The organism is Pseudomonas sp. B5(2017), from assembly GCF_002112825.1.
Classification (GTDB): Bacteria; Pseudomonadota; Gammaproteobacteria; order Pseudomonadales; family Pseudomonadaceae; genus Aquipseudomonas; species Aquipseudomonas putida_Z.
Genome location: NZ_NEIR01000004.1, coordinates 48,798 through 68,430, shown reverse-complemented (window position 1 = coordinate 68,430; position 19,633 = coordinate 48,798). Strand labels below are relative to the sequence as shown.

Annotated in this window: 17 protein-coding genes and 2 pseudogenes; 9 read left to right on the top strand and 10 right to left on the bottom strand. The window is 61.1% G+C overall.

What is annotated here, in order from left to right:
• The first annotated feature begins 19 nt into the window (after positions 1-19).
• The 3 genes from CAG00_RS07230 (at position 20) to CAG00_RS07220 (ending at position 2,651) form a co-directional block, all read left to right on the top strand.
• The gene (locus CAG00_RS07230; RefSeq protein WP_025340148.1) at positions 20-607 is read left to right on the top strand and encodes a YecA family protein; all 588 of its coding nucleotides are present in this window, start codon (positions 20-22) and stop codon (positions 605-607) included.
• 7 nt (positions 608-614) lie between these two features.
• Entirely contained in the window at positions 615-980 is a 366-nt protein-coding gene (locus CAG00_RS07225; RefSeq protein WP_025340149.1) for a YbaN family protein, read from the top strand.
• Positions 981-1,292: 312 nt separating this feature from the next.
• A complete protein-coding gene (locus CAG00_RS07220) occupies positions 1,293-2,651 on the top strand; it encodes a TolC family outer membrane protein (protein WP_085618603.1) in 1,359 nt (452 codons plus the stop codon).
• A 128-nt stretch (positions 2,652-2,779) separates the two neighbouring features.
• Here CAG00_RS07220 and CAG00_RS07215 read toward each other — a convergent pair whose 3' ends face one another.
• From CAG00_RS07215 to CAG00_RS07205, 3 genes are all read right to left on the bottom strand, one after another.
• Positions 2,780-3,379, bottom strand: a complete 600-nt coding sequence (locus CAG00_RS07215) for a tRNA-uridine aminocarboxypropyltransferase (protein WP_085663946.1) — start codon at positions 3,377-3,379, stop codon at positions 2,780-2,782.
• A gap of 164 nt (positions 3,380-3,543) precedes the next feature.
• A complete protein-coding gene (locus CAG00_RS07210) occupies positions 3,544-5,109 on the bottom strand; it encodes a PAS domain-containing methyl-accepting chemotaxis protein (RefSeq protein ID WP_085663945.1) in 1,566 nt (521 codons plus the stop codon).
• Positions 5,110-5,248: 139 nt separating this feature from the next.
• Complete coding sequence (locus CAG00_RS07205) at positions 5,249-6,142, bottom strand: LysR family transcriptional regulator (RefSeq protein WP_025340153.1); 894 nt, start codon at positions 6,140-6,142, stop codon at positions 5,249-5,251.
• A gap of 225 nt (positions 6,143-6,367) precedes the next feature.
• Here CAG00_RS07205 and speB point away from each other — a divergent pair, with 225 nt between their 5' ends.
• Positions 6,368-7,318: an agmatinase gene (gene speB, locus CAG00_RS07200; RefSeq protein WP_025340154.1), complete on the top strand. Its 951-nt coding sequence runs from the start codon at positions 6,368-6,370 to the stop codon at positions 7,316-7,318.
• 276 nt (positions 7,319-7,594) lie between these two features.
• On the top strand, positions 7,595-8,974 hold the full coding sequence (locus CAG00_RS07195; protein WP_025340155.1) for a sodium:solute symporter: 1,380 nt from the start codon (positions 7,595-7,597) through the stop codon (positions 8,972-8,974).
• A 189-nt stretch (positions 8,975-9,163) separates the two neighbouring features.
• Here CAG00_RS07195 and CAG00_RS29010 read toward each other — a convergent pair whose 3' ends face one another.
• Together CAG00_RS29010 and CAG00_RS07190 are read right to left on the bottom strand one after the other, a co-directional pair.
• On the bottom strand, positions 9,164-9,292 hold the full coding sequence (locus CAG00_RS29010) for a PA1414 family protein (RefSeq protein WP_009683677.1): 129 nt from the start codon (positions 9,290-9,292) through the stop codon (positions 9,164-9,166).
• A 124-nt stretch (positions 9,293-9,416) separates the two neighbouring features.
• Positions 9,417-10,310, bottom strand: a complete 894-nt coding sequence (locus tag CAG00_RS07190; RefSeq protein ID WP_085663944.1) for a LysR family transcriptional regulator — start codon at positions 10,308-10,310, stop codon at positions 9,417-9,419.
• A gap of 106 nt (positions 10,311-10,416) precedes the next feature.
• Here CAG00_RS07190 and CAG00_RS07185 point away from each other — a divergent pair.
• Positions 10,417-11,585: pseudogene (locus CAG00_RS07185) on the top strand (MFS transporter).
• Between the two features lie 127 nt (positions 11,586-11,712).
• Here CAG00_RS07185 and CAG00_RS07180 read toward each other — a convergent pair.
• A complete protein-coding gene (locus tag CAG00_RS07180; RefSeq protein WP_075045983.1) occupies positions 11,713-12,639 on the bottom strand; it encodes a DMT family transporter in 927 nt (308 codons plus the stop codon).
• 106 nt (positions 12,640-12,745) lie between these two features.
• Complete coding sequence (locus CAG00_RS07175) at positions 12,746-13,141, bottom strand: hypothetical protein (protein WP_013973698.1); 396 nt, start codon at positions 13,139-13,141, stop codon at positions 12,746-12,748.
• 230 nt (positions 13,142-13,371) lie between these two features.
• Between CAG00_RS07175 and CAG00_RS07170 the strand changes: the two genes are divergently transcribed.
• Entirely contained in the window at positions 13,372-13,644 is a 273-nt protein-coding gene (locus CAG00_RS07170) for a hypothetical protein (RefSeq protein ID WP_025340165.1), read from the top strand.
• A 169-nt stretch (positions 13,645-13,813) separates the two neighbouring features.
• On the opposite strand, the gene CAG00_RS07165 is transcribed toward CAG00_RS07170, so the two are convergent.
• Positions 13,814-15,175: a DEAD/DEAH box helicase gene (locus CAG00_RS07165; RefSeq protein WP_039612590.1), complete on the bottom strand. Its 1,362-nt coding sequence runs from the start codon at positions 15,173-15,175 to the stop codon at positions 13,814-13,816.
• A 103-nt stretch (positions 15,176-15,278) separates the two neighbouring features.
• On the opposite strand from CAG00_RS07165, the gene CAG00_RS07160 reads away from it, so the two are divergent.
• Positions 15,279-16,580: a mechanosensitive ion channel family protein gene (locus CAG00_RS07160; protein WP_085663943.1), complete on the top strand. Its 1,302-nt coding sequence runs from the start codon at positions 15,279-15,281 to the stop codon at positions 16,578-16,580.
• A gap of 212 nt (positions 16,581-16,792) precedes the next feature.
• Here the strand turns inward: CAG00_RS07160 and CAG00_RS07155 are convergent.
• Both CAG00_RS07155 and CAG00_RS07150 read right to left on the bottom strand, forming a co-directional pair.
• A pseudogene (locus CAG00_RS07155) lies at positions 16,793-17,063 on the bottom strand (DUF3077 domain-containing protein).
• Between the two features lie 97 nt (positions 17,064-17,160).
• Entirely contained in the window at positions 17,161-17,403 is a 243-nt protein-coding gene (locus CAG00_RS07150) for a hypothetical protein (RefSeq protein WP_085663942.1), read from the bottom strand.
• Positions 17,404-17,910: 507 nt separating this feature from the next.
• On the opposite strand from CAG00_RS07150, the gene CAG00_RS07145 reads away from it, so the two are divergent.
• Positions 17,911-19,521, top strand: a complete 1,611-nt coding sequence (locus tag CAG00_RS07145; RefSeq protein WP_085663941.1) for a DUF6119 family protein — start codon at positions 17,911-17,913, stop codon at positions 19,519-19,521.
• The last annotated feature ends 112 nt before the right edge of the window (positions 19,522-19,633 follow it).

The following is a 19,633-nucleotide window of genomic DNA, read 5'->3' as shown; positions in this document are numbered from 1 at the left end:
TCCCCAAGGTAGCCCTGTAATGTCCTTCGCCGAGCAACTGACCCGCCTGCAAGCCTTCCTCGACGCCGACGAGCTGCACGAGGAAGCGCTGGACTACGTCGCCGCCCACGGCTACCTCACCGCCCTTTCGATCAATGCCGAGGAAGTGCCCGAGCGCGAGTGGATCGACGCCCTGTTCGCTGAAGAGCCGCACTACGCCAGCGATGCTCAGCGTACCGAGATCGAGGCCACCCTGGTGGCGCTGAAAGCGCACATCGCCCGCCAGCTGGCCAGCGACGACGAGTTCGAGCTGCCATGCGACCTCGACCTGACCGACGAGCCGGACGATTCCGACCTGCGCGGCTGGTGCATCGGCTTCATGGAAGGCGTATTCCTGCGTGAAGAGGCCTGGTTCGAGAACGCCGAGGAAGAAGTCAGCGAGATGCTGCTGCCGATCATGGTCGGCTCGGGCCTGTTCGACGAGCAGCCGGAGTTCGCCGACATCGCCAGCAACGCCAACCTGCAGGACGACATGATCGTACAGATCCCCGAAGCGCTGACGGCGCTGTTCCTGCTGCTGCATGCCCCTGACGAAAAGCCGGCGCTGCTCAAGCCACGCCACCACTAAGTCGCCTGTGCGCTACCTGCTGCTGGCCACCGGCTGGCTCAGCGTCGCGTTGGGGGTGTTGGGGATATTCCTGCCGGTATTGCCCACCACCCCGTTCCTGCTATTGGCGGCCGCCTGCTTTGCCCGCAGCTCGCCGCGCTTTCACCACTGGCTGGTCCATCACCCCAAGCTCGGGCCATGGATCCGTGACTACCTCAGTGGTGAGGGCATCCCCCTCAAGGGCAAGGTCTACGCCATCGGCCTGATGTGGGCCAGCATCGGCCTGTCGTGCTATCTGGTGCCCCTGTTCTGGGCGCGCACCTTCATGTTGACCAGCGCCGTACTGGTAAGCCTGTACATCCTCAGCCAGAAAACTTTGCACAAGCCAAAGTGACAATATTCTGTCGCCAAATATCAATTTCGCCTAACGATTATTCTCCTTATCCGAAATGATTCTGGAACTCTGCCAAACCCCCGTATTAATTGGCTTTCATGGACTTTTCCGCTGCCATTCCCCTGGGTCCTCCTGCGGGCCTATTAGACAATTTATATATTATATGGCAATTTGATATGAAGAAATCTTCTTATCTATCGCGTTGAATGTACTTAGCTGTGTTATTAAAAACCTGCAACACTATATGCAATAACTTTATCGTCATTTTTTTGGCGAGCAGCAGGATAAATTCCAGGATCAGGGAGATGTACCATGCGCGTTTTGAACCCCATCACCAGTGCATTACTGTTGGCCCTGGCGAGTGCCAACGTACAGGCGATGTCGATCACCGAGGCTGTCCAGAGCGCCGTGGACTACCACCCGCAGGTCAGCTCCAACCGCAACAGCAAGCTGTCGGCCGATGAAGATGTGAAGTTCGCGCGTGGTGGCTACTACCCTTCCGTGGATCTGGTCGCCGGCTATGGCCGCCAGCGTTCGGACAACACCACGACGCGTGCCGAGGGCAACCACAACAAGGAAACCCTCAACTACACCCAGTCCGAACTGCGCCTGCGGCAAATGATCTTCGACGGCTTCAACACCTCGAATGAAGTGGGCCGCACCGAAGCAGTCTCCACCTCCCGCGCCTACTACACCCAGGCCGTTGCCCAGGATGTCGCCCTGCGTGCAGTCGAGGTGTACCTGGAAGTGCTCAAGCGCCGTGAACTGGTGACCCTGGCCAGGAACAACCTGCAAGCCCACCTGCGAGTCAACGACCAGATCGGCCTGCGCAACGAGCGCGGCGTCGGCAGCACCGCCGACCTTGACCAGTCCCGCGCACGTCGCGCCCTGGCGGAAAACAACCTGGACACCGCCGAAGTCGACCTGGCCGATGCCGAGGCCAACTTCTTCAGCGTCGTCGGCCGCATGCCGGACGAGCTGGAAAGCCCGCAAACCATCAAGGGTGAGGTGCCTGGCACCCTCGACGAAGCCCGCGACGGCATGCGCCAGAACAACCCGTACATCAAGTCTGCCCAGGCTGACGTGAATGCTGCCGAGCAGCAATACGAAGTGGCCAAGTCGACCTTCTACCCTCGCTTCGACGCCATTCTGGCCACCGGTGCCAACAACAACACCGGCGGCGAGAAAGGCCACAACAACAACGACTGGCAAGCTGGCGTGGAGATGAACTACAACCTGTTCCGCGGTGGCAGCGACAAGGCTCGCCTGCAGTCCGACGCGCACAAGATCAACCAGGCCCTGGACATCCGCAACAACGCCCTGCGTGAGCTGACCGAAAATCTGAGCCTGGCGTGGAACGCCATGAACAACGCCAGCAAGCAGCTGCCGACTGCGCGTGAATACGCCGAGACCACCAAGCGCGTGCGTGCTGCCTACCAGGACCAGTTCGGCCTGGGCCAACGTACCCTGCTCGACGTGCTCGACAGTGAAAACGAGCTGTACAACGCCGACCGCCGCTACACCGAGGTGCGTTATACCGAGGAGTTCTCGCGCTACCGCGTGCTGGCGACCATGGGCGAGCTGCTGAGCAAGCAGCGTATTTCGCTGCCGCCGGAAGCGCTGGCTACCACCGAAGTACGCACCGAGGCGCGTTTGCCTGATATGCGTTGATCGGGTTCGAGATAGCCGGGGCCGCTTTGCGGCCCATTCGCAGCACAAGGCTGCTCCTACAGGAAAGCGCGCAACATCTGTAGGAGCAGCCTTGTGCTGCGAATGGGCTGCAAAGCAGCCCCCTGCCCTCACTCGCTACCATGGTTACGCTGGAACGTCTCCAAACCCATGGCCCTGATCTGCCCCTCGATCAACGCCTCGAACGGTGCCAGCAGCGCATCGAAACAGGCAGGCTGCTCCAATGCGTTCAGCGCTCCCACCACCGCCTCGATAGTCGATAACGCCCCCGCCTCCGGCGCCTTGCGCAAGCAGTAGCGTGAAGGCGCGACAGCCCCCAGCGTCACCCGCGGCAACGCCTCCAGCAACGGGTTCAGGTACAACAGCTTGCGCGCCTTGCGCCAGGTGCCGTCGGGCACGATCAACAGCAAGGGTTGGTCGTCCGTCTCGCCATAGGCCACCAATTCCTGGGCGTCGTCACCCGGGAACAGCAGGGCTGGCCGGTAACCGGGGGTCGCCAGCAATTCATTCAGGTCATCGAATACCTCGCCTACCCGCAACTCGGCATTGTTCAGGCCAAGGGCGGCCAGGCGTGCGGTATTCAGGGCGTGGGCGGTTTCACTGGGGTGCTGCAGCAGGATGACGCGGGTGCGGCTGTCGAGTGCGGGGATCAGTGGGCAGAGGCAATGGTCGAGCGGGCGCTGGCAGCGCTCGCAGCGGGGTCTGGGCATGGGGTTCTCCTTGGCGGGAACAGTTTGCCACAGAACCGGGGCCCGCTTTGCGGGCCATTCGCCGGCAAGCCAGCTCCCACAGGTATTGCACAAGGCCCAGGCCTGTGGTGATCCTGTAGGAGCTGGCTTGCCGGCGAAAGGGCCGCAAGGCGGCCCCGGCAATCTCAACGATTGAACCGCTCCGCCAGGCTATGCAGGTACTCCGCCATGCGCTCCAGGTCCTGGCTGATTTCCGCGCCCTGCCTGGCCTGCCCGGCACTCTGGTCGCACAGGTGGGCTATGCGCACGATCTGCTGGTTGATGTCCTCGGCCACATGGCTCTGCTGCTCCGACGCCGTCGCCATCTGCTGGCTCATGCCGGTGATGCGGCTGACCGCCTGGGCAATCCCGCTCAACGCTGCCTGCACCGCCTCGACACTGTGCACGCTGTCCCGCGAGATCTGCTCGCCACGGCTGGCGGTGCTCACCGCGCGCTCTGCCCCGGCGCGCAACGAGGCGATGATCTGGTGGATCTCCTCGGTCGAGGCACGGGTGCGCTGGGCCAGCGATCGTACTTCATCCGCCACCACGGCAAACCCGCGCCCCTGTTCGCCGGCACGCGCCGCCTCGATGGCCGCGTTGAGCGCCAGCAGGTTGGTCTGCTCGGCGATCGAGGTAATCACATCGACCACGCTGCCGATCGACTGGGTCTGCTCGGCCAGGGCATTGACGGCCTGGCCGATGTCGTTGACCGCATTGCTCATGCTGCCCATGGCTTGCAGGCTCTGCATCGCCAGCTCGCTGCCCTGCTGCGCCAGCTGGTCGGCATCGCCCGCTGCGTGCGCCGTGCTCTGCACGTTATGGGTAACCTGCTGAATGGTCGCCGCCATCTGCGCGATGGCGGCGGCGGACTGGTCGGTCTCGCTGCGCTGGCGGTCGAGCATCTGTGCCTGGGCATCGGACAAGTCGGACGACTGCGCCGCCCGCGACTTCACCCCGACCCCGGCATCCACCAGGCGGGTCAAGGCCGTTTGCAGGCGTGCTTCCTCGCTGATGATGGCAAGATCCAGCTGGCCTTGCAGGCCTGGGTTATCGCTGTAGGTCAGTGCCACCAGCGGGCTGGTGAAGGCCTTGGGGTGCTCGGTCAGCGTGCGGCGGATGGCCTGGTTCTGCCGGTGCTCGACCAGATACCAGGCCAGCAGCAGGCTGGCCATCAGCACCCCGAGCGCCGCGTAGGGCGGTAGCCACAGGTAGCCCGCCGCCGACAGCAGGCCCGCACCGATCAATGGCCAACCGTGACCCAGGCCATACCCCAGACGGGCCGCCCACGGCACCGGCGCGCGGCCAGCCCGCAAGCGCGCGTACAACGCCTCGGCGCGGCGGATCTGCTCACGGGTGGGCACCGAGCGCACCGACTCGTAGCCACTGATGCGGCCCTGCTCGTAGACGGCCGTGACATAGGCGCTGACCCAGTAGTAGTCACCGTTCTTCGCCCGGTTCTTGACTACGCCCATCCACGGTTTGCCTTGTTTGATGGTTTCCCACATATGGCCGAACACGGCCGGAGGCATGTCCGGATGGCGCACCAGGTTGTGGGGTTGGCCGACCAGCTCGTCGTAGGTGAACCCGCTGATCGCCACGAAAGCGTCGTTGCAGTAGGTGATGCGGCTGTTGAGGTCAGTGGTGGAAATCAGGCGCTGATCGTTGGGAAAGGTTCTTTCGTGCTCAGTGACGGGCAAATTCATGCGCATCTTGGGCAATCCTTGCAGGATTAAAGGGAGGAAGTCAGCAGCACACACTGATTTGATATATAGCAGGACGCCATTATGTTGTCGGTCAGCGGCACCAACAATTTAACGGGGGCCGACGAAATACAGCATGTGCCGGACTTCAACCCACGTTGAGCTGGCTTTTCAGCAGGTCGCGGAAAGTCTGGATCAACGGTTCGCGGCTGCGCCCGCGGCGAATGATCAGCGAGAACGGTGCCTGGTAGCCAAAGGTGGACGGCGACAGCACGCGCAAGTCGCCCTTGTCGACCCAGGCCTGGGCATAGTGCTCGGGCAGGTAGCCGATGTAGGCCCCGGAGAGAATCAGGATCAACTGCGCCTCCATGCTCTCCACCGTCGCCGCGCTGTGCTTGAAGCCATGCCGGGCCAGTTCGGCCTGGCTCCAGTAGCCACGCCCGACCATGCGCTGCTGGGTCACCACCTGCTCGGGGATACGCCGTTCGGCATACAACGGGTGGCGGCTGCTGCAGTACAGCCAGTGCTGCTCACGGTACAGCGGCTGGTAGAGCAGCCCGCTCATGCGCGAGGAAAACGCCCCGATCGCCAGGTCCAGGCGGTTGTCCTGCACGCCCAGTTGCAGCTCGTAAGGGCTGGACACCGACAGGTGCAGGTGCACCGCCGGGTGTTCCTGGCTGTAGGCGCCGATGGCTTCGGCCAGCGGCAAGGCCTGGTCACCGACCGTGGAGTCGATCACCCCAAGGTTGAGGGTGCCGCGCAACTCACCCTTGAGGGCGGCGGCGTACTGTTCGAAACCGTCTAGCTCGGCCAGCAGGCGCAGTGTTTCCTGGTGAAACAGCTCGCCCTTGCTGGTGAGGCTGAAGCCGCCACGGCCGCGGTGGCACAGTACGATCCCCAGGGCACCTTCCAGCTGGCTCATGTAGGTGCTGATGGCCGAAGTCGACAGGTTCAGCTCGCGCTGGGCATTGGCAAAGCCCTGGTGGCGCACCACGCTGACGAAGATGCGCAGCAGTTTCAGGTCGGGCAAGGTCGAGGCCATGGAGCAACGGTTCCGCAAGGGTGTTTGCGCGCAGTCTAACCGCTCTGCCGGCCTTTAGTTCAGAAATTCCTGAACTAAGTATTTGCCGGTAGCGATTTTTCCCCGGCACTACCTTCAGCAGACTTGGCCGAAATGTCCCTGCCCGCCGGCAAGACCACACCTGGAAGGCGCGCGGCGGCACAGGTTCGAACAAACAGAACAATCGACCGACTGATGAGGCCCACCGTGGACAAGATCCTCCACCAACCACTGGGCGGCAACGAAATGCCGCGTTTCGGCGGCATCGCCACCATGCTCCGTCTCCCCCACCTGCAAAGTGCCCAAGGCCTGGACGCCGCCTTCATCGGCGTGCCACTGGACATCGGTACCTCGCTGCGCTCCGGCACCCGCTTCGGCCCGCGGCAGATCCGCGCCGAATCGGTGATGATCCGCCCGTACAACATGGCCACCGGGGCTGCACCGTTCGACTCGCTGTCGGTGGCCGACATCGGTGACGTGGCGATCAACACCTTCAACCTGCTGGACGCCGTGCGCATCATCGAAGAAGCGTATGACGAGGTCCTCGAGCACAACATCATCCCGCTGACCCTGGGTGGCGACCACACCATCACCCTGCCGATCCTGCGGGCGCTGCACAAGAAGCACGGCAAGATCGGCCTGGTGCACATCGATGCCCATGCCGACGTCAACGACCACATGTTCGGCGAGAAGATCGCCCACGGCACCACCTTCCGCCGCGCCGTGGAAGAAGGCCTGCTCGATTGCGAGCGCGTGGTGCAGATCGGCCTGCGCGCCCAGGGCTACACCGCCGATGACTTCAACTGGAGCCGCCGTCAGGGCTTCCGTGTAGTCCAGGCCGAAGAGTGCTGGCACAAGTCGCTGGAACCGCTGATGGCCGAGGTGCGCGAAAAGGTCGGCGGTGGCCCGGTGTACCTGTCGTTCGACATCGATGGCATCGACCCGGCCTGGGCGCCTGGTACCGGCACCCCGGAAATCGGCGGCTTGACCACCATCCAGGCGATGGAGATCATTCGCGGCTGCCACGGCCTGGACCTGATCGGCTGTGACCTCGTCGAAGTCTCCCCGCCTTACGACACCACCGGCAACACCTCGCTGCTCGGTGCCAACCTGCTGTTCGAGATGCTCTGCGTGCTACCGGGCGTTGTCCGCCGGTAAACGACGGCCCTTTGTAGGAGCGGCCTTGTGTCGCGACCGGGCCGCAAGGCGACCCCGGACTGTGGCGGTGTCGCATAGGCTGCCGGGGCCGCTCTGCGGCCCGATCGCGACACAAGGCCGCTCCTACAGAAAGCGCCCGCGGTACTTGCTACACCCCGGCAGGAGCCATATGGGAGGGCCATTGAGGCCCGCCAACAACACGACAAGACCGCCGGGCGCCGTGAACCCGCCCGCGTGGTCGATCTCGCCATAATAAAGATAATCGGGAGACCCCCAATGGCCTTGGACATCATTGTTGTAATGATCTATACCGCCGGCATGCTCGGGCTTGGCTGGTATGGCATGCGGCGCGCGAAAACCCACGAGGACTATCTGGTGGCCGGGCGCAACCTCGGCCCGGTCCTGTACATGGGCACCATGGCCACCACCGTGCTCGGTGGCGCTTCCACCGTCGGCACCGTGCGCCTGGGCTACGTCCACGGCATCTCCGGCTTCTGGCTGTGCGCAGCCCTGGGCCTGGGCATCATCGCCCTCAACCTGTTCCTCGCCAAACCCTTGCTGCGCCTGCGCATCTTCACCGTGACCCAGGTGCTGGAGCAGCGCTACAACCCGGCCGCACGCCAGGCCAGCGCCGTGATCATGCTGGCCTACGCACTGATGATCGGCGTCACCTCGACCCTGGCCATGGCCACCGTATTGCAGGTGCTGCTCGACCTGCCGTTCTGGGCCTCGCTGCTGCTGGGCGGTGGTGTGGTGGTGCTGTACTCGACCATTGGCGGCATGTGGTCGCTCACCCTGACCGACATCGTCCAGTTCGTGATCAAGACCGTCGGCCTGATGTTCATCCTGCTGCCAGTGTGCCTGTACAAGGCCGGTGGCTGGGACACCCTGGTGGCCAAGCTGCCGGCGGCCAGCTTCCAGCTGACCACCATTGGCTGGGACACCATCATCACCTACTTCCTGATCTACTTCTTCGGCATCCTCATCGGCCAGGACATCTGGCAGCGGGTGTTCACTGCCCGTGACGAGAAGGTCTGCCAGCGCGCCGGCACCACCGCCGGTGTGTACTGCGTACTGTACGGCCTGGCCTGCGCCGCGATCGGTATGGCCGCGCATGTGCTGATGCCCGACCTGGCCAACCCGAACAATGCCTTTGCCGAGATGATCAAGACCACCCTGCCCGATGGCATCCGTGGCCTGCTGATGGCAGCGGCGCTGGCCGCCATGATGTCCACCGCCAGCGCCGGCCTGCTGGCTGCGTCGACCACCCTGACCGAAGACCTGCTGCCCAAGCTGCGTGGCGGCAAGGCGTCGAGCCTGGGCGTCAGCCGCCTGTTCACCCTGCTCACCGGCCTGGTGGTGCTGGGCATCGCCCTGGTGGTGAACGATGTGATCAATGCCCTGACCCTGGCCTACAACCTGCTGGTCGGCGGCATGCTGATCCCGCTGATCGGCGCGATCTTCTGGAAGCGCGCTACCACCGCAGGGGCTATCGCCAGCATGTCGCTGGGCTTTGCCACCGCGCTGCTGTTCATGTTCAAGGATGGGCTGGAGGCCAATACGCCGATCTACTACAGCCTGGCGGTTGGTCTGGTGAGCTTTGTGGTGGTCAGCCTGATGTCGCGTAAATCGGTGGCGGCGGTGAAGCTGGCCTGATAGATCGCGGCTGCCTGTACAGGCCCTTTCGCGGGTAAACCCGCTCCCACAGGAATATCACAGGCCTCGAGTGCTGTGGGGTACCTGTGGGAGCGGGTTTACCCGCGAAGGGGCCGGTACAGGCAACACACAATTGGCAGACACAAAAAGGCCGCTGCACCCACCCAGGTGCAGCGGCCTTTGTCTGTATCAGCGACGACGCGGTTGGCGTTTGCGCTGCTCTTCATCAGTCGGGATCGGCACCGGCTGCAAGGGTGGTGGAATCAGCCCCAAGGCGACAGCCAGGTCGTGGAGCCAGTTGGACAGTGGTTTATTCATAATGCCCCCTTGACGGGTCAGCCTCACGGCAATTCAATCCTGCGATGTTTCATACAGATCATAGCCCTATGTCCTGTATTACGCATGCCTCTAAACCTACAGATACGGGCCATTTTGATACGGATCAAGCCGTAACGGCGCATTCCGACGACTGGTTAATCGTTTCGCTTTGTTGCAGGTCGATCCAGGCCTGCAAATTTGCCCCACGCATGCCCTGGCGCCACATCAACCAGGTGACCGCCTGATCGAACGGCGCCTGCAACTGGTGCACCCGCACCCGGTCGCGCCCGGGCAGGCTGTCGAGCATCGACCTGGCCATCATCGCCACACCCGCGCCGGCGATCACGCAGGCCAGCATGCTCTGGTACGACTCGATTTCCATCACCCGGCCCATTGGCGTATGGGCATGGGCATACCAGGCCTCCAGGCGCATGCGGTACGAGCAGCCCTGGCGGAAGGTGAACACCGCCTTGCCCGCCACATCCTTGGCAGTCTGTACCGCAGGGTGCTCGGGGCTGGTGATCAGCACCAGTTGCTCATCGCAAAGCGGCACGCCATCGAGCCCGGCCAGGCTCGGTGGCCCGTCCACCAGGGCCGCGTCCAAGGTGTGGTTGAGCAGGCCTTCCAGCAGCTCGCCACTGGGCGCCGCACGCACCTGCAGGTTAACCGCCGGGTAGGCCTGGTGATAACGCGCCAGCAACCCCGGCAAATGGGTCGCCGCCGTGCTGTACATGGTCCCCAGCACGAAGTCCCCGGCCGGTTGGCCGCCACGCACGGCGGCCAGCGCCTCGTCGCGCAAGGCTGACATGCGGTTGGCGTAATCCAGCAGCACCTTGCCCGCCGGCGACAACTGCAGGCGCTGGCGTTCGCGCAGGAACAACTCGACACCCAGTTGCTCCTCGAGCTGGCGCAAGCGCGTCGACAGGTTCGACGGCACCCGATGCAGGCGCTCTGCGGCACGGGTGACCGAACCTTCCTCGGCCACGGCCTGGAAGATACGCAGTTGGCTGAATTCCACGGTATTCTCCAAAACAGAACAACTTGATCATCATTATTCAATTTTATTGAAAAAGAAACCGCCCTAACCTGCCAGCCATCGCTTACATCCGTGCAGGAGACTTGTCATGTCGCCACTCATTCAACTGCTGGCCAGCGCCGTGGCGCTGATGATGGCCATGGGCATCGGCCGTTTCGCCCTGACCCCGCAGCTGCCGCAACTGATCGCCGAAGGCCAGTTCGACCTGACGGTCGCCGGGCTGGTGGCCGCGGCCAACTACCTGGGTTACTTCGTCGGCGCGGTCGATGCCATGTTCGCTCGCTCGCCAGGCCAGGTGCGCCTGCGCCTGCACGGTGGGCTGTGGCTGTGCGTGCTGTTGACCTTGGCCTCATGGGCCGCAGACGGGTTCTGGAGCCACCTGCTGCTGCGCTTCGGCACCGGCGTGGCCAGCGCTTGGGTGCTGGTGATGATCACCAGCCTCAGCCAACAGGTGGCCAATGCAAACAACCGCCAGCGCCTGGGTGCCCTGGTGTTCGCGGGGCCCGGCCTGGGCATTGCGCTGACGGGTTTGCTGGCGCTGGTGGCGCATTTGTGGGGGCTGGGCTCGGCAGCACTGTGGCTGATCTATGCCGTGGCCGCGCTGGTGATGCTGCTGGCGGTCCGGCCTTGGCTGCCAAGGGCGCTGCAAGCGGCGCCGGTGCCATCGGCTGCACGCCAGGGCCCCACGCACAGTGTCGGCAACGGCCGCCTGGGGCTGGTGTATGCGCTGTATGGCGTGGGTTACATCCTGCCGGCCACCTTCCTGTCGCAAATGGCCAACCAGCAGTTCCACGGGCAGTGGCTGGCCGACCTGTTCTGGCCGGCGTTCGGCCTGGCGGCGGCGCTGGGGGTGCTGCTGGTGAGCCTGCGCCGTGGCGGCGCACCTCGGCCTGGCTCACTGCCACCCTGTGGCTGCAGGGGCTGGGTGTACTGGCCTGCCTGATGGGCGGGGGTGTCGGGCTGGCGTTGGGCGTGGTGCTGTGTGGCGGGCCGTTCCTGGCCTGCATGCAGCTGGTGATGCAACGTTCGCGGGAGCTGGCGCCGCATGCCACGCAGCGCAATGCCGGGCTGCTGACAGCCTGCTTTGCCCTGGGGCAGTTGAGTGGGCCGCTGCTGGCGGCGGTCAGCAGCCATTACAGCGGCGGGCTGCAGCCGGCGCTGATGGTGGCCGCGGGTGGGTTGATGGTGGCTGGGGGGCTGGTGCTGTTTGGCTCTGCACAGCAGGGCAGCGCCTGTCAGGCCAAGGCAGCATCCTGAATCGTGGCTGCCCGTGCCGGCCTCTTCGCGGGTAAACCCGCTCCCACAGGTACTGCACAGGCCTTGAAGATTGTGCGGCCCCTGTGGGAGCGGGTTTACCCGCGAAGAGGCCGTAACAGGCTAAAACTCACCCCACAAACTTACGCAACTGCTGCTTCACCCAAGGCTCGGCACTCACCAGGACCACCCCCAGCAGCACCATCAACGCGCCAACCACAAAGTTCAGGCTCAGCGGCTCATCCAGCAACAACACGCCGAAGGTCACCCCGAACAGCGGGGTGATGAACGAGAACACTGCCAGGTTCGACGCCAGGTATTTGCGCAGCAACCAGAACCAGGTCAGGTAGCTGATGAACGACACCACAATCCCCTGGAACAGCACGCTGCCCATCGCCAGCGGCGTCAGCGTCACCGCGCCGATCTGGCCGCTGAGCAAGGCAATCAGCAGCAACCCGGCAAAGCCCACCGCCAGCTGATAGAACAGGGTCAGGGTCGCCGGTGCTTCCGACAGCCGCGAGCAACGCACCACCACCGTGGTCGCCCCCCAGGCCAGCCCGGCGATCACGCCAAAGGCATCCCCCAGCAGGGTGCGGCCGTCCATGTGCTCGAACGACATGCCGCCGGCAAACGCCATGGCAATGCCACCGAAGGCCAGCAGTATCCCAAGCCATTGCAGCAGCCGCAGGCGTTCGCTGGGCAACCTGAAATGCAGGCCCAACGCGGTAAACACCGGCGCGGTATAGAGGAACACCGACATGTGCGCCGCAGAGGTCAGCTTCAGCCCCTCGGCAATGAACAGGAACTCCAGGCCGAACAGCCCGCCCGCCACCACCCCGGCACGCCAGGTGCTGCCGACCTGCTCCCAGCCCCCGCGCCAGCACAGCATCAGGCCCACCAGCACGGCGGCGATGCCGTTGCGCAGGGCCGCCTGCATCACCGGCGCGATATCGATGGCGGCAGTCTTGATCAACACCTGCTGGCAGCCCCAGATCAGGCACAGCCCCAGCATCACCTGGAAGGCAAAGGCGTCGGGGTTCTTGCGGACCGCGCTCATAGGCGGGCCTCTGTGGTGGTCATTGGCATGGGCAAGGGCTCGGCAGTGTTCAGGAACTACCGATTATCGGGTGTCCATGGCCGCCCTTGCCAGCCTCAAAACGACCTCAGGCGATCTGTGCCTTCGCCGACACCTGCTCGAAGGTGGTTTCGTCCAGCGCATCCTCCTGCTCGTCCAGCACCTGGCGCGGGTGCTCGAAGCCGGGAATGCTGCTGTCGATCAGGCTCATCAGCCGCGAACCGCGCTCGGTCAGCACGAAGTTCTCGCCATTGCCGCCATCCTCTTCGGGCCGGGTTTCGATGAAACCACGCTCGAACAACAACCTTTCGTACTCGCAGGCACGGGTTTTCAGGTGGTCCAGGTCGCCCACCGGCTCCCCCTTGGCAGCCAGTGCCGCAGCGTGCTGCTCGGCATAGGGGCGTGGCGTGAAGCTGTGACCGGCGCCGTTCTGCACCTCGTGCAGCAAACGCTCGATCAGGTCCCAGTCGTAGGCGATGCTCATGGCTACGGGCTCCTGCTGTGGACGGAAGGGGTACACAGGTTGGGACCTGTCGAGGTTGCCCAGCGTTCCGAAATATCTCAGCGCCGGCGCTGTGGACCCAATGGCTAGCACGGCTCGGTCAGTTGCCCAACTGGGGACAGGCTGACCATGAAGTGCCACCGGTCGAAGGCGCTGAACTAACGGCCAGGCACATGCCTCCACCGGGCATCACCACCGCCGGAGGTAGAAGGATGAAACTGCTGCTGCCCATTGCCTGTGCCACTGCCCTGTTCTGCGCCCTGCCCGCCTGGGCCTGCACACCGGAAGAAGCAACGCAGAAACGCGAAGAGCTGGCCGGGTTGGTCACCCAGTTGACCGAGCAGAACCCGCAGAAGGCCAAGGAGATCAATGACGAGCTTCAAGGGATGGAGCTGGGGACGGCGAGCAAGGATTTGCCCGACAAGTGTCAGCTGATCGACAAGCGGATCAAGGAGTTGAAAGAGGCGGAGAAAAAGGCTGAATGATCAATGGCCGCGTGACGTGCGCCCTGTAGGAGCGGCCTCGTGTCGCGAAAGGGCCGCAAAGCGGCCCCCGGATAGATGCGTCACTCACGAAATCGAGGGGCTGCTTCGCAGCCCTTTCGCGACACAAGGCCGCTCCTACAAAGGACCCACCAACCTGACAGAGTGCTGATTACTCAGCCGCAGGCTTGCGCTTCTTCAGCGGCGCCAGGCCGTCGGCGCTGGCCAGCGGTGCGTTGGCCTTTGGCTTGGCGGTTGGCTTGCGCTTGGCGGCCGCCTTCTTGTCACCGGTCTTCTTCTCGACCTTTTTCTTCTTGCTGCCAGCTGCCTTGCCCGAGGCCTTGACCTTCTTCGGCCCGTTGTAGGTGCCCTTCACTTCCTTGATCACCCGGCGCTCGAACTGCTGCTTGAGGTAGCGCTCGATGCTCGACATCAGGTTCCAGTCGTTGTGGGTGATCAGCGAGATCGCCAGGCCTTCGCCACCGGCACGGCCGGTACGGCCCACGCGGTGCACGTACTCGTCACCGCTGCGCGGCATGTCGAAGTTGATCACCAGGTCCAGGCCGTCGATGTCCAGGCCACGGGCCGCAACGTCGGTAGCCACCAGCACCTTGGAGCTGCCCTGCTTGAAGCGGTCCAGGGCCAGCTTGCGGTCCTTCTGGTCCTTCTCGCCGTGCAGCACGAAGGCCTTCACGTCCTTGGCCACCAGGTGGCCGTAGATGCGGTCGGCCAGGGCGCGGGTGTTGGTGAAGATGATCGCCTTGTCGAAGGTTTCGTTGGCCAGCAGCCACTGCACGATCTGCTCTTTGTGCTGGTCGTGGTCAGCGGTGATGATCTGCTGGCGGGTGCCTTCGGCCAGCTGCGAGACGCTGTTGAGCATCAGGTGCTCTGGGTCTTTCAGCACCTTGCCGATGATGTCGCGCAGGGCCGCACCACCGGTAGTGGCGGAGAACAGCAGGGTCTGCTGGCGGTTCTCGCACTCCTTGCACAGGCGCTCCATGTCTTCGGCAAAGCCCATGTCGAGCATGCGGTCGGCTTCGTCGAGGATCAGCACCTGCACGTGGGACAGGTCGAGGTTGCCGGCATTGAGCTGCTCGAGCAGGCGGCCCGGGGTGCCGATCAGCACGTCCGGCACCTTGCGCAGCATGGCGGCCTGTTCCTTGAAGTCCTCACCGCCGGTAACCAGGCCCGACTTGATGTAGGTGAACTGGGAGAACAGCTGTACCTGCTTGAGGGTCTGCTGGGCCAGTTCACGGGTCGGCAGCAGGATCAGCGCACGGATCTCGACGCGGCGTTCGCGCAGGTCGACCAGGCGGTTGAGCAGCGGCAGCACGAAGGCCGCGGTCTTGCCGCTGCCGGTCTGCGCGGTCACGCGCAGGTCACGCCCTTGCAGGGCCAGGGGGATGGCCGCGGCCTGCACCGGGGTTGGCTCGACAAAGTTAAGCTCGGCCACGGCTTTAAGCAGGCGTTCGTGCAGGGCGAATTGGGAGAACACGGAGGTAACCTCAGGCAAGTGCGGAAAATTCAGTTGCATAGGGTAACGTTTTCTGCCGCCTTAGCCGAATTTCTTTTGGCAACTTTGTCGCCATCCGCGCTCTAATGGCGCTTCGTTTGGCAACAAGACTGTACGCAAGCCCATGGATATCCAACGAATCTGGCGTGACTCCCTCGACCTGTGGGGCACCCTTGACCAACATCCGATGCTGCACGCGGCCATTGGCCTGGCGGTGCTGCTGCTCATTTCCCTGGTCATCGGCCGCCTGGCACGCTTCCTGGTGCTGCATGGCGCCCGCCTGCTGGCCCGCCAGCCAGCGCTGAAATGGCTGGACGACCTGCGCAACAACAAGGTGTTCCACCGCCTGGCACAGACCACGCCGTCACTGGTGCTGCAGTTCGGCCTCAAACTGGTGCCTGAGCTGTCCGACACCGCCCAGCACTTCCTCGGCAATGTCGCCCTGGCCTTTACCCTGCTGTTCATGACCATGGCGCTGTCGTGCCTGCTGGATGCCCTGCTCGACATCTATGCCCGCACCGAACACGCCCGCACCCGCTCGATCAAGGGTTACGTGCAACTGGCCAAGATGATGCTGTGGATCTTCGCCTCCATCGTCATCGTCGCCACCCTGATCGACCGCTCGCCGCTGTTGCTACTGTCGGGCCTGGGTGCCATGTCGGCGGTGCTGCTGTTGGTGTACAAGGACACCCTGCTGTCGTTCGTCGCCAGTGTGCAGCTGACCAGCAACGACATGCTGCACGTGGGCGACTGGATCGAAATGCCCCAGGTGGGCGCCGATGGCGACGTGGTGGACATCACCCTGCACACGGTGAAGGTGCAGAACTTCGACAAGACCATCGTCTCCATCCCCACCTGGCGCCTGATGAGCGAGTCGTTCCGCAACTACCGCGGCATGCAGCAGTCCGGTGGCCGACGCATCAAGCGCAGCCTGTTCATCGACGCGGCTGGCGTGCGGTTCCTGACTCGCGAGGAAGAACAGCGCCTCACCCAGGTCAGCCTTCTGCGCGATTACCTGGCGGGCAAGCGCCAGGAACTGCAAAGCTGGAACGAAGCCCTGGGGCCGGTGGCCGAGCTGTCGGCCAACCGCCGCAAGCTGACCAACATCGGCACCTTCCGTGCGTTTGCCCTGGCCTACCTGAAGAACCACCCCAACGTGCACCCGAACATGACCTGCATGGTGCGGCAGATGCAGACAACCGCCGAGGGTGTACCGCTGGAGATCTACTGCTTTACCACCACCACGGCGTGGGCTGAGTACGAGCGGATTCAGGGGGATATCTTCGATTATCTGCTGGCGGTGTTGCCGGAGTTCGGGCTGAACCTGTACCAGCAACCGAGTGGCAACGACATGCGGGTGGGGTTGAGCGGGCGTGTATCGCAAGAGCCTGTGCCGCGTCGGCTGGAAGACATGAGCGAGGCTTGATATTGCCGGGGCTGCTTCGCAGCCCATCGCCGGCAAGCCAGCTCCCACAGGCTCCGCGCAAAATTCGAGAGGTGTGCAGTACCTGTGGGAGCAACTGTCTTGCTCAAATTCCAAAAGGTGGGGCGATCCCTGTGGGAGCTGGCTTGCCGGCGATGGGCCGCAAAGCGGCCCCAAATTGCTTGACTGACAGGCATTACGCCTGAGGGTGGTGTTCAAGGGGTTTTCATCATGCCCAGTTCAGCATCATCCATGAGCGCCTTGGCCAAGGCACAGAGATAGTGCGAAGCCCAGATTAGCTGGGGTTTGTCTTCCATCAAGCCGTCCAGGGTCATGTCTCGCGCGTAGCCCATCAGCTCCGAAGCTTGTTCGCGGGCGCTCTGGCAAGGGATGCCGGCTTCGATACGGAACAGCGGATGAGTCTGGCTTTTCACCTTGGTAGAAAGTGGTTTTGCCGACGGTGAATTTGGTTTCTTCTGTAGACATCGTTCAATCTCCCCCGAAATCTCTAGTGCCTGGGCTGGCCCTATCGCCGGCAAGCCGGGCTCCCACAGAGGCAGCCCCAGGCGAATCATGATGCGGATTAATGCAGCGTCTGCGGATCTGCTGTTTTTTGGACTTGAGCCAGCGCTGATTCAAGCAACTTGCGGAGGGTCTCCAGCTCGTGCATTGACGCCATCATCAATACCGAGACGGGTGATCTCGGTTGCATCAAAACGGCTTGCTGAGCAACGGCTTCGGCGCATAGCGCGTAATCCGAGGCCATCAGCAGCGTGTCTTCCAGGGAATGGAGGTTGCAGGGTGGATCGGGGACTATCTTCAGCATGGTGTAACCCTCAATTTGTGGTTGGGGACTACCGCCATTTGCTGTCAAACAAAGGGTGGCAGCTGTGCACGGGTTGACAGACCGGTCAAATTGAGAAACCCGGCGCACCCGAAGGTGCCCCACGCACAGCCGCCATTGAAGGGAAAGCTGAGGATTGTAATTTGAGTCGGCCTGTCAAAGCCGGTCGTTGGATCGCAACGACTAGACGAGACTAGAGGCCAACTCGGAACATCACAATGGCCCGCAGTATCTTTGGGAAATGCCCTACAAGAAAGGGGCAAAATCTGATTTTTTAGCCGCTAGGGATAACACATCGCACATTCGCACATCGTGTCGATGATAGAGGCGCCACTCTCGGCATTCCGTTTCGCAGCAAGGAGGCGTATTAAGCCACTGTAACAATTTGATTTTATTGACAAATTTCCTCGTTAGAAAGAAGGTATTGCACTCCATGCTGGCAAATGGCAATTTCTTGGTCGGATCAGGCCATCACCGAATGGAAACAACATGCCAAATACCTATAATATATACAAAGTTAAATATCACAAAATCAACGAGCTAAAGGAGAAGCTTAAATCCGTAGGCTTGATTGAGCAAAAAACAATCCCCACTCCAAATTATTCTAAGACGTTTTATTTCTCAGAAAACATCAAAGGCAATGATGTCTGGTGGTGGAATACATACAGAGAGTTCTTCAATGACAACGTGAAAGAGCCAAAAAACACTTTTAATTTTGGCATGCTACTATGCCAAAATCTAGAAGATCAGGAACAAATCTACGCAGTGAGCCTGGGGAAATCTCACTTCTATCTATCCAAATTCATTCACCTTGATTTCGGAATTGATCTTGCGATACGCGTCGCAGATGAAAATTCAATCCTACTAAAAAAAAGCCGCTATTTCACTGGCACAAAGCGCCAAGATGTGTCCTCTTATCAGCGCTTCCAAATCGATAGCTATGAAGCAGGCGAATCGGTCGACCACTTGAAACTCAAGGCTGCCAATAAGGAAATCTGGGGCGATCGCAACATAATTTTTGCCGACTCCATTCAGATGGACATGGATAAACAACCTTTGGAATTATCGGCAATCTTTCAACAGATTGATGAAAGTTTTCGTGGTGAAAAAATCATCCATCTACCTAAGCTTGAATCTGTAGATACTGAAGTAGCAAGTGAACTTGATAATCTACTGCTCAATCACCTCAAAAATGAGGGCGGCGAAGTTCTTATTGAAGAATTTCAGGTGCACGGGATAGCGATATGCTTTAGCTTCCATGATTACGACTATGAAATCAAGGCAAAAGTAGACAAGGGTAATCATCGCCAAGCTCTAGGCAACACCATTGACATCCAGACCATATCAAAGTTTCTGGTGGCCCACCCTGACATCATCGATATTAACAACATCTCCGTTCAGTTCAAAAGCGAAGATTCAGGTCGATTCACACGCCCCCTAAAAGAGATTCTAGACTGTCCAATTGAATACGAAGATCAGCATTATTTCCTTAAAAGTGGCGAATGGTTCGTCTTCAACCAGACGTTCATGACCTACCTAAAACGATCTCTAAGCAATATTGAAGTAAAACTGGAGGAGCCACTGGTCGAATCTGCCTTCATTGCCTGGCAAACAGAAAAGCGGAAAAATGCGAAGCCAGAGGATGACAAAATCGACTATCGCGAGGCTTATTTCAATCAAAAAATATGTAACGACCGGGACTACGAACTCCTAGACAGGGTTCTGACAGATATTAAGTCACTGGAACAGAAAAGGCGGAACTATCAAGTAGAAGTTGCCGACCTCTACAATAACGGCGAAATAATATCGGTAAAAATCTCCAAGAAAAAACCAGAGCTAATCTACAATATCGAGCAGTCCCGGGACGCTATCACACTAATAAAAAACAAGACAATCAAGTTTGAAAAAGAATTGAGCAGCGCCGCTCTTTGGTTCGTATTTGAAGACAATGTAGAAAAAATAACCGATGTAAACTCAATCCAGTTCCTTCTAGCTGTAGAATCCTGGCATAAATTAGTCAGAAGCCATGGACTCACCCCCAGGATCTACATATCTAAACACAAAAGAGACGTCGAGAAAAAAAGAAAGAAAAAGGCATAACTCCCATCAAATATTTTAGAGCTCATTAAAACGCCCTTTCAATCGTTAAGCGCCGAAAAAGGTATTGACGAAGCGTCCGGATAGGCTCAATACGATGAGCTAAACTGTGATT

Excerpts from the sequence above, each read along its gene's own strand:
- CAG00_RS07180 (WP_075045983.1), bottom strand. The coding sequence starts at position 12,639 with ATGAGCGCGGTCCGCAAGAACCCCGACGCCTTTGCCTTCCAGGTGATG.
- CAG00_RS07220 (WP_085618603.1), top strand. The coding sequence starts at position 1,293 with ATGCGCGTTTTGAACCCCATCACCAGTGCATTACTGTTGGCCCTGGCG.
- CAG00_RS07195 (WP_025340155.1), top strand. The coding sequence starts at position 7,595 with ATGGCCTTGGACATCATTGTTGTAATGATCTATACCGCCGGCATGCTC.
- CAG00_RS29010 (WP_009683677.1), bottom strand. The coding sequence starts at position 9,292 with ATGAATAAACCACTGTCCAACTGGCTCCACGACCTGGCTGTCGCCTTG.
- CAG00_RS07145 (WP_085663941.1), top strand. The coding sequence starts at position 17,911 with ATGCCAAATACCTATAATATATACAAAGTTAAATATCACAAAATCAAC.
- CAG00_RS07215 (WP_085663946.1), bottom strand. The coding sequence starts at position 3,379 with ATGCCCAGACCCCGCTGCGAGCGCTGCCAGCGCCCGCTCGACCATTGC.
- CAG00_RS07165 (WP_039612590.1), bottom strand. The coding sequence starts at position 15,175 with ATGCAACTGAATTTTCCGCACTTGCCTGAGGTTACCTCCGTGTTCTCC.
- CAG00_RS07175 (WP_013973698.1), bottom strand. The coding sequence starts at position 13,141 with ATGAGCATCGCCTACGACTGGGACCTGATCGAGCGTTTGCTGCACGAG.
- CAG00_RS07205 (WP_025340153.1), bottom strand. The coding sequence starts at position 6,142 with ATGGCCTCGACCTTGCCCGACCTGAAACTGCTGCGCATCTTCGTCAGC.
- CAG00_RS07160 (WP_085663943.1), top strand. The coding sequence starts at position 15,279 with ATGGATATCCAACGAATCTGGCGTGACTCCCTCGACCTGTGGGGCACC.
- CAG00_RS07230 (WP_025340148.1), top strand. The coding sequence starts at position 20 with ATGTCCTTCGCCGAGCAACTGACCCGCCTGCAAGCCTTCCTCGACGCC.
- CAG00_RS07210 (WP_085663945.1), bottom strand. The coding sequence starts at position 5,109 with ATGCGCATGAATTTGCCCGTCACTGAGCACGAAAGAACCTTTCCCAAC.
- CAG00_RS07150 (WP_085663942.1), bottom strand. The coding sequence starts at position 17,403 with ATGCTGAAGATAGTCCCCGATCCACCCTGCAACCTCCATTCCCTGGAA.
- CAG00_RS07170 (WP_025340165.1), top strand. The coding sequence starts at position 13,372 with ATGAAACTGCTGCTGCCCATTGCCTGTGCCACTGCCCTGTTCTGCGCC.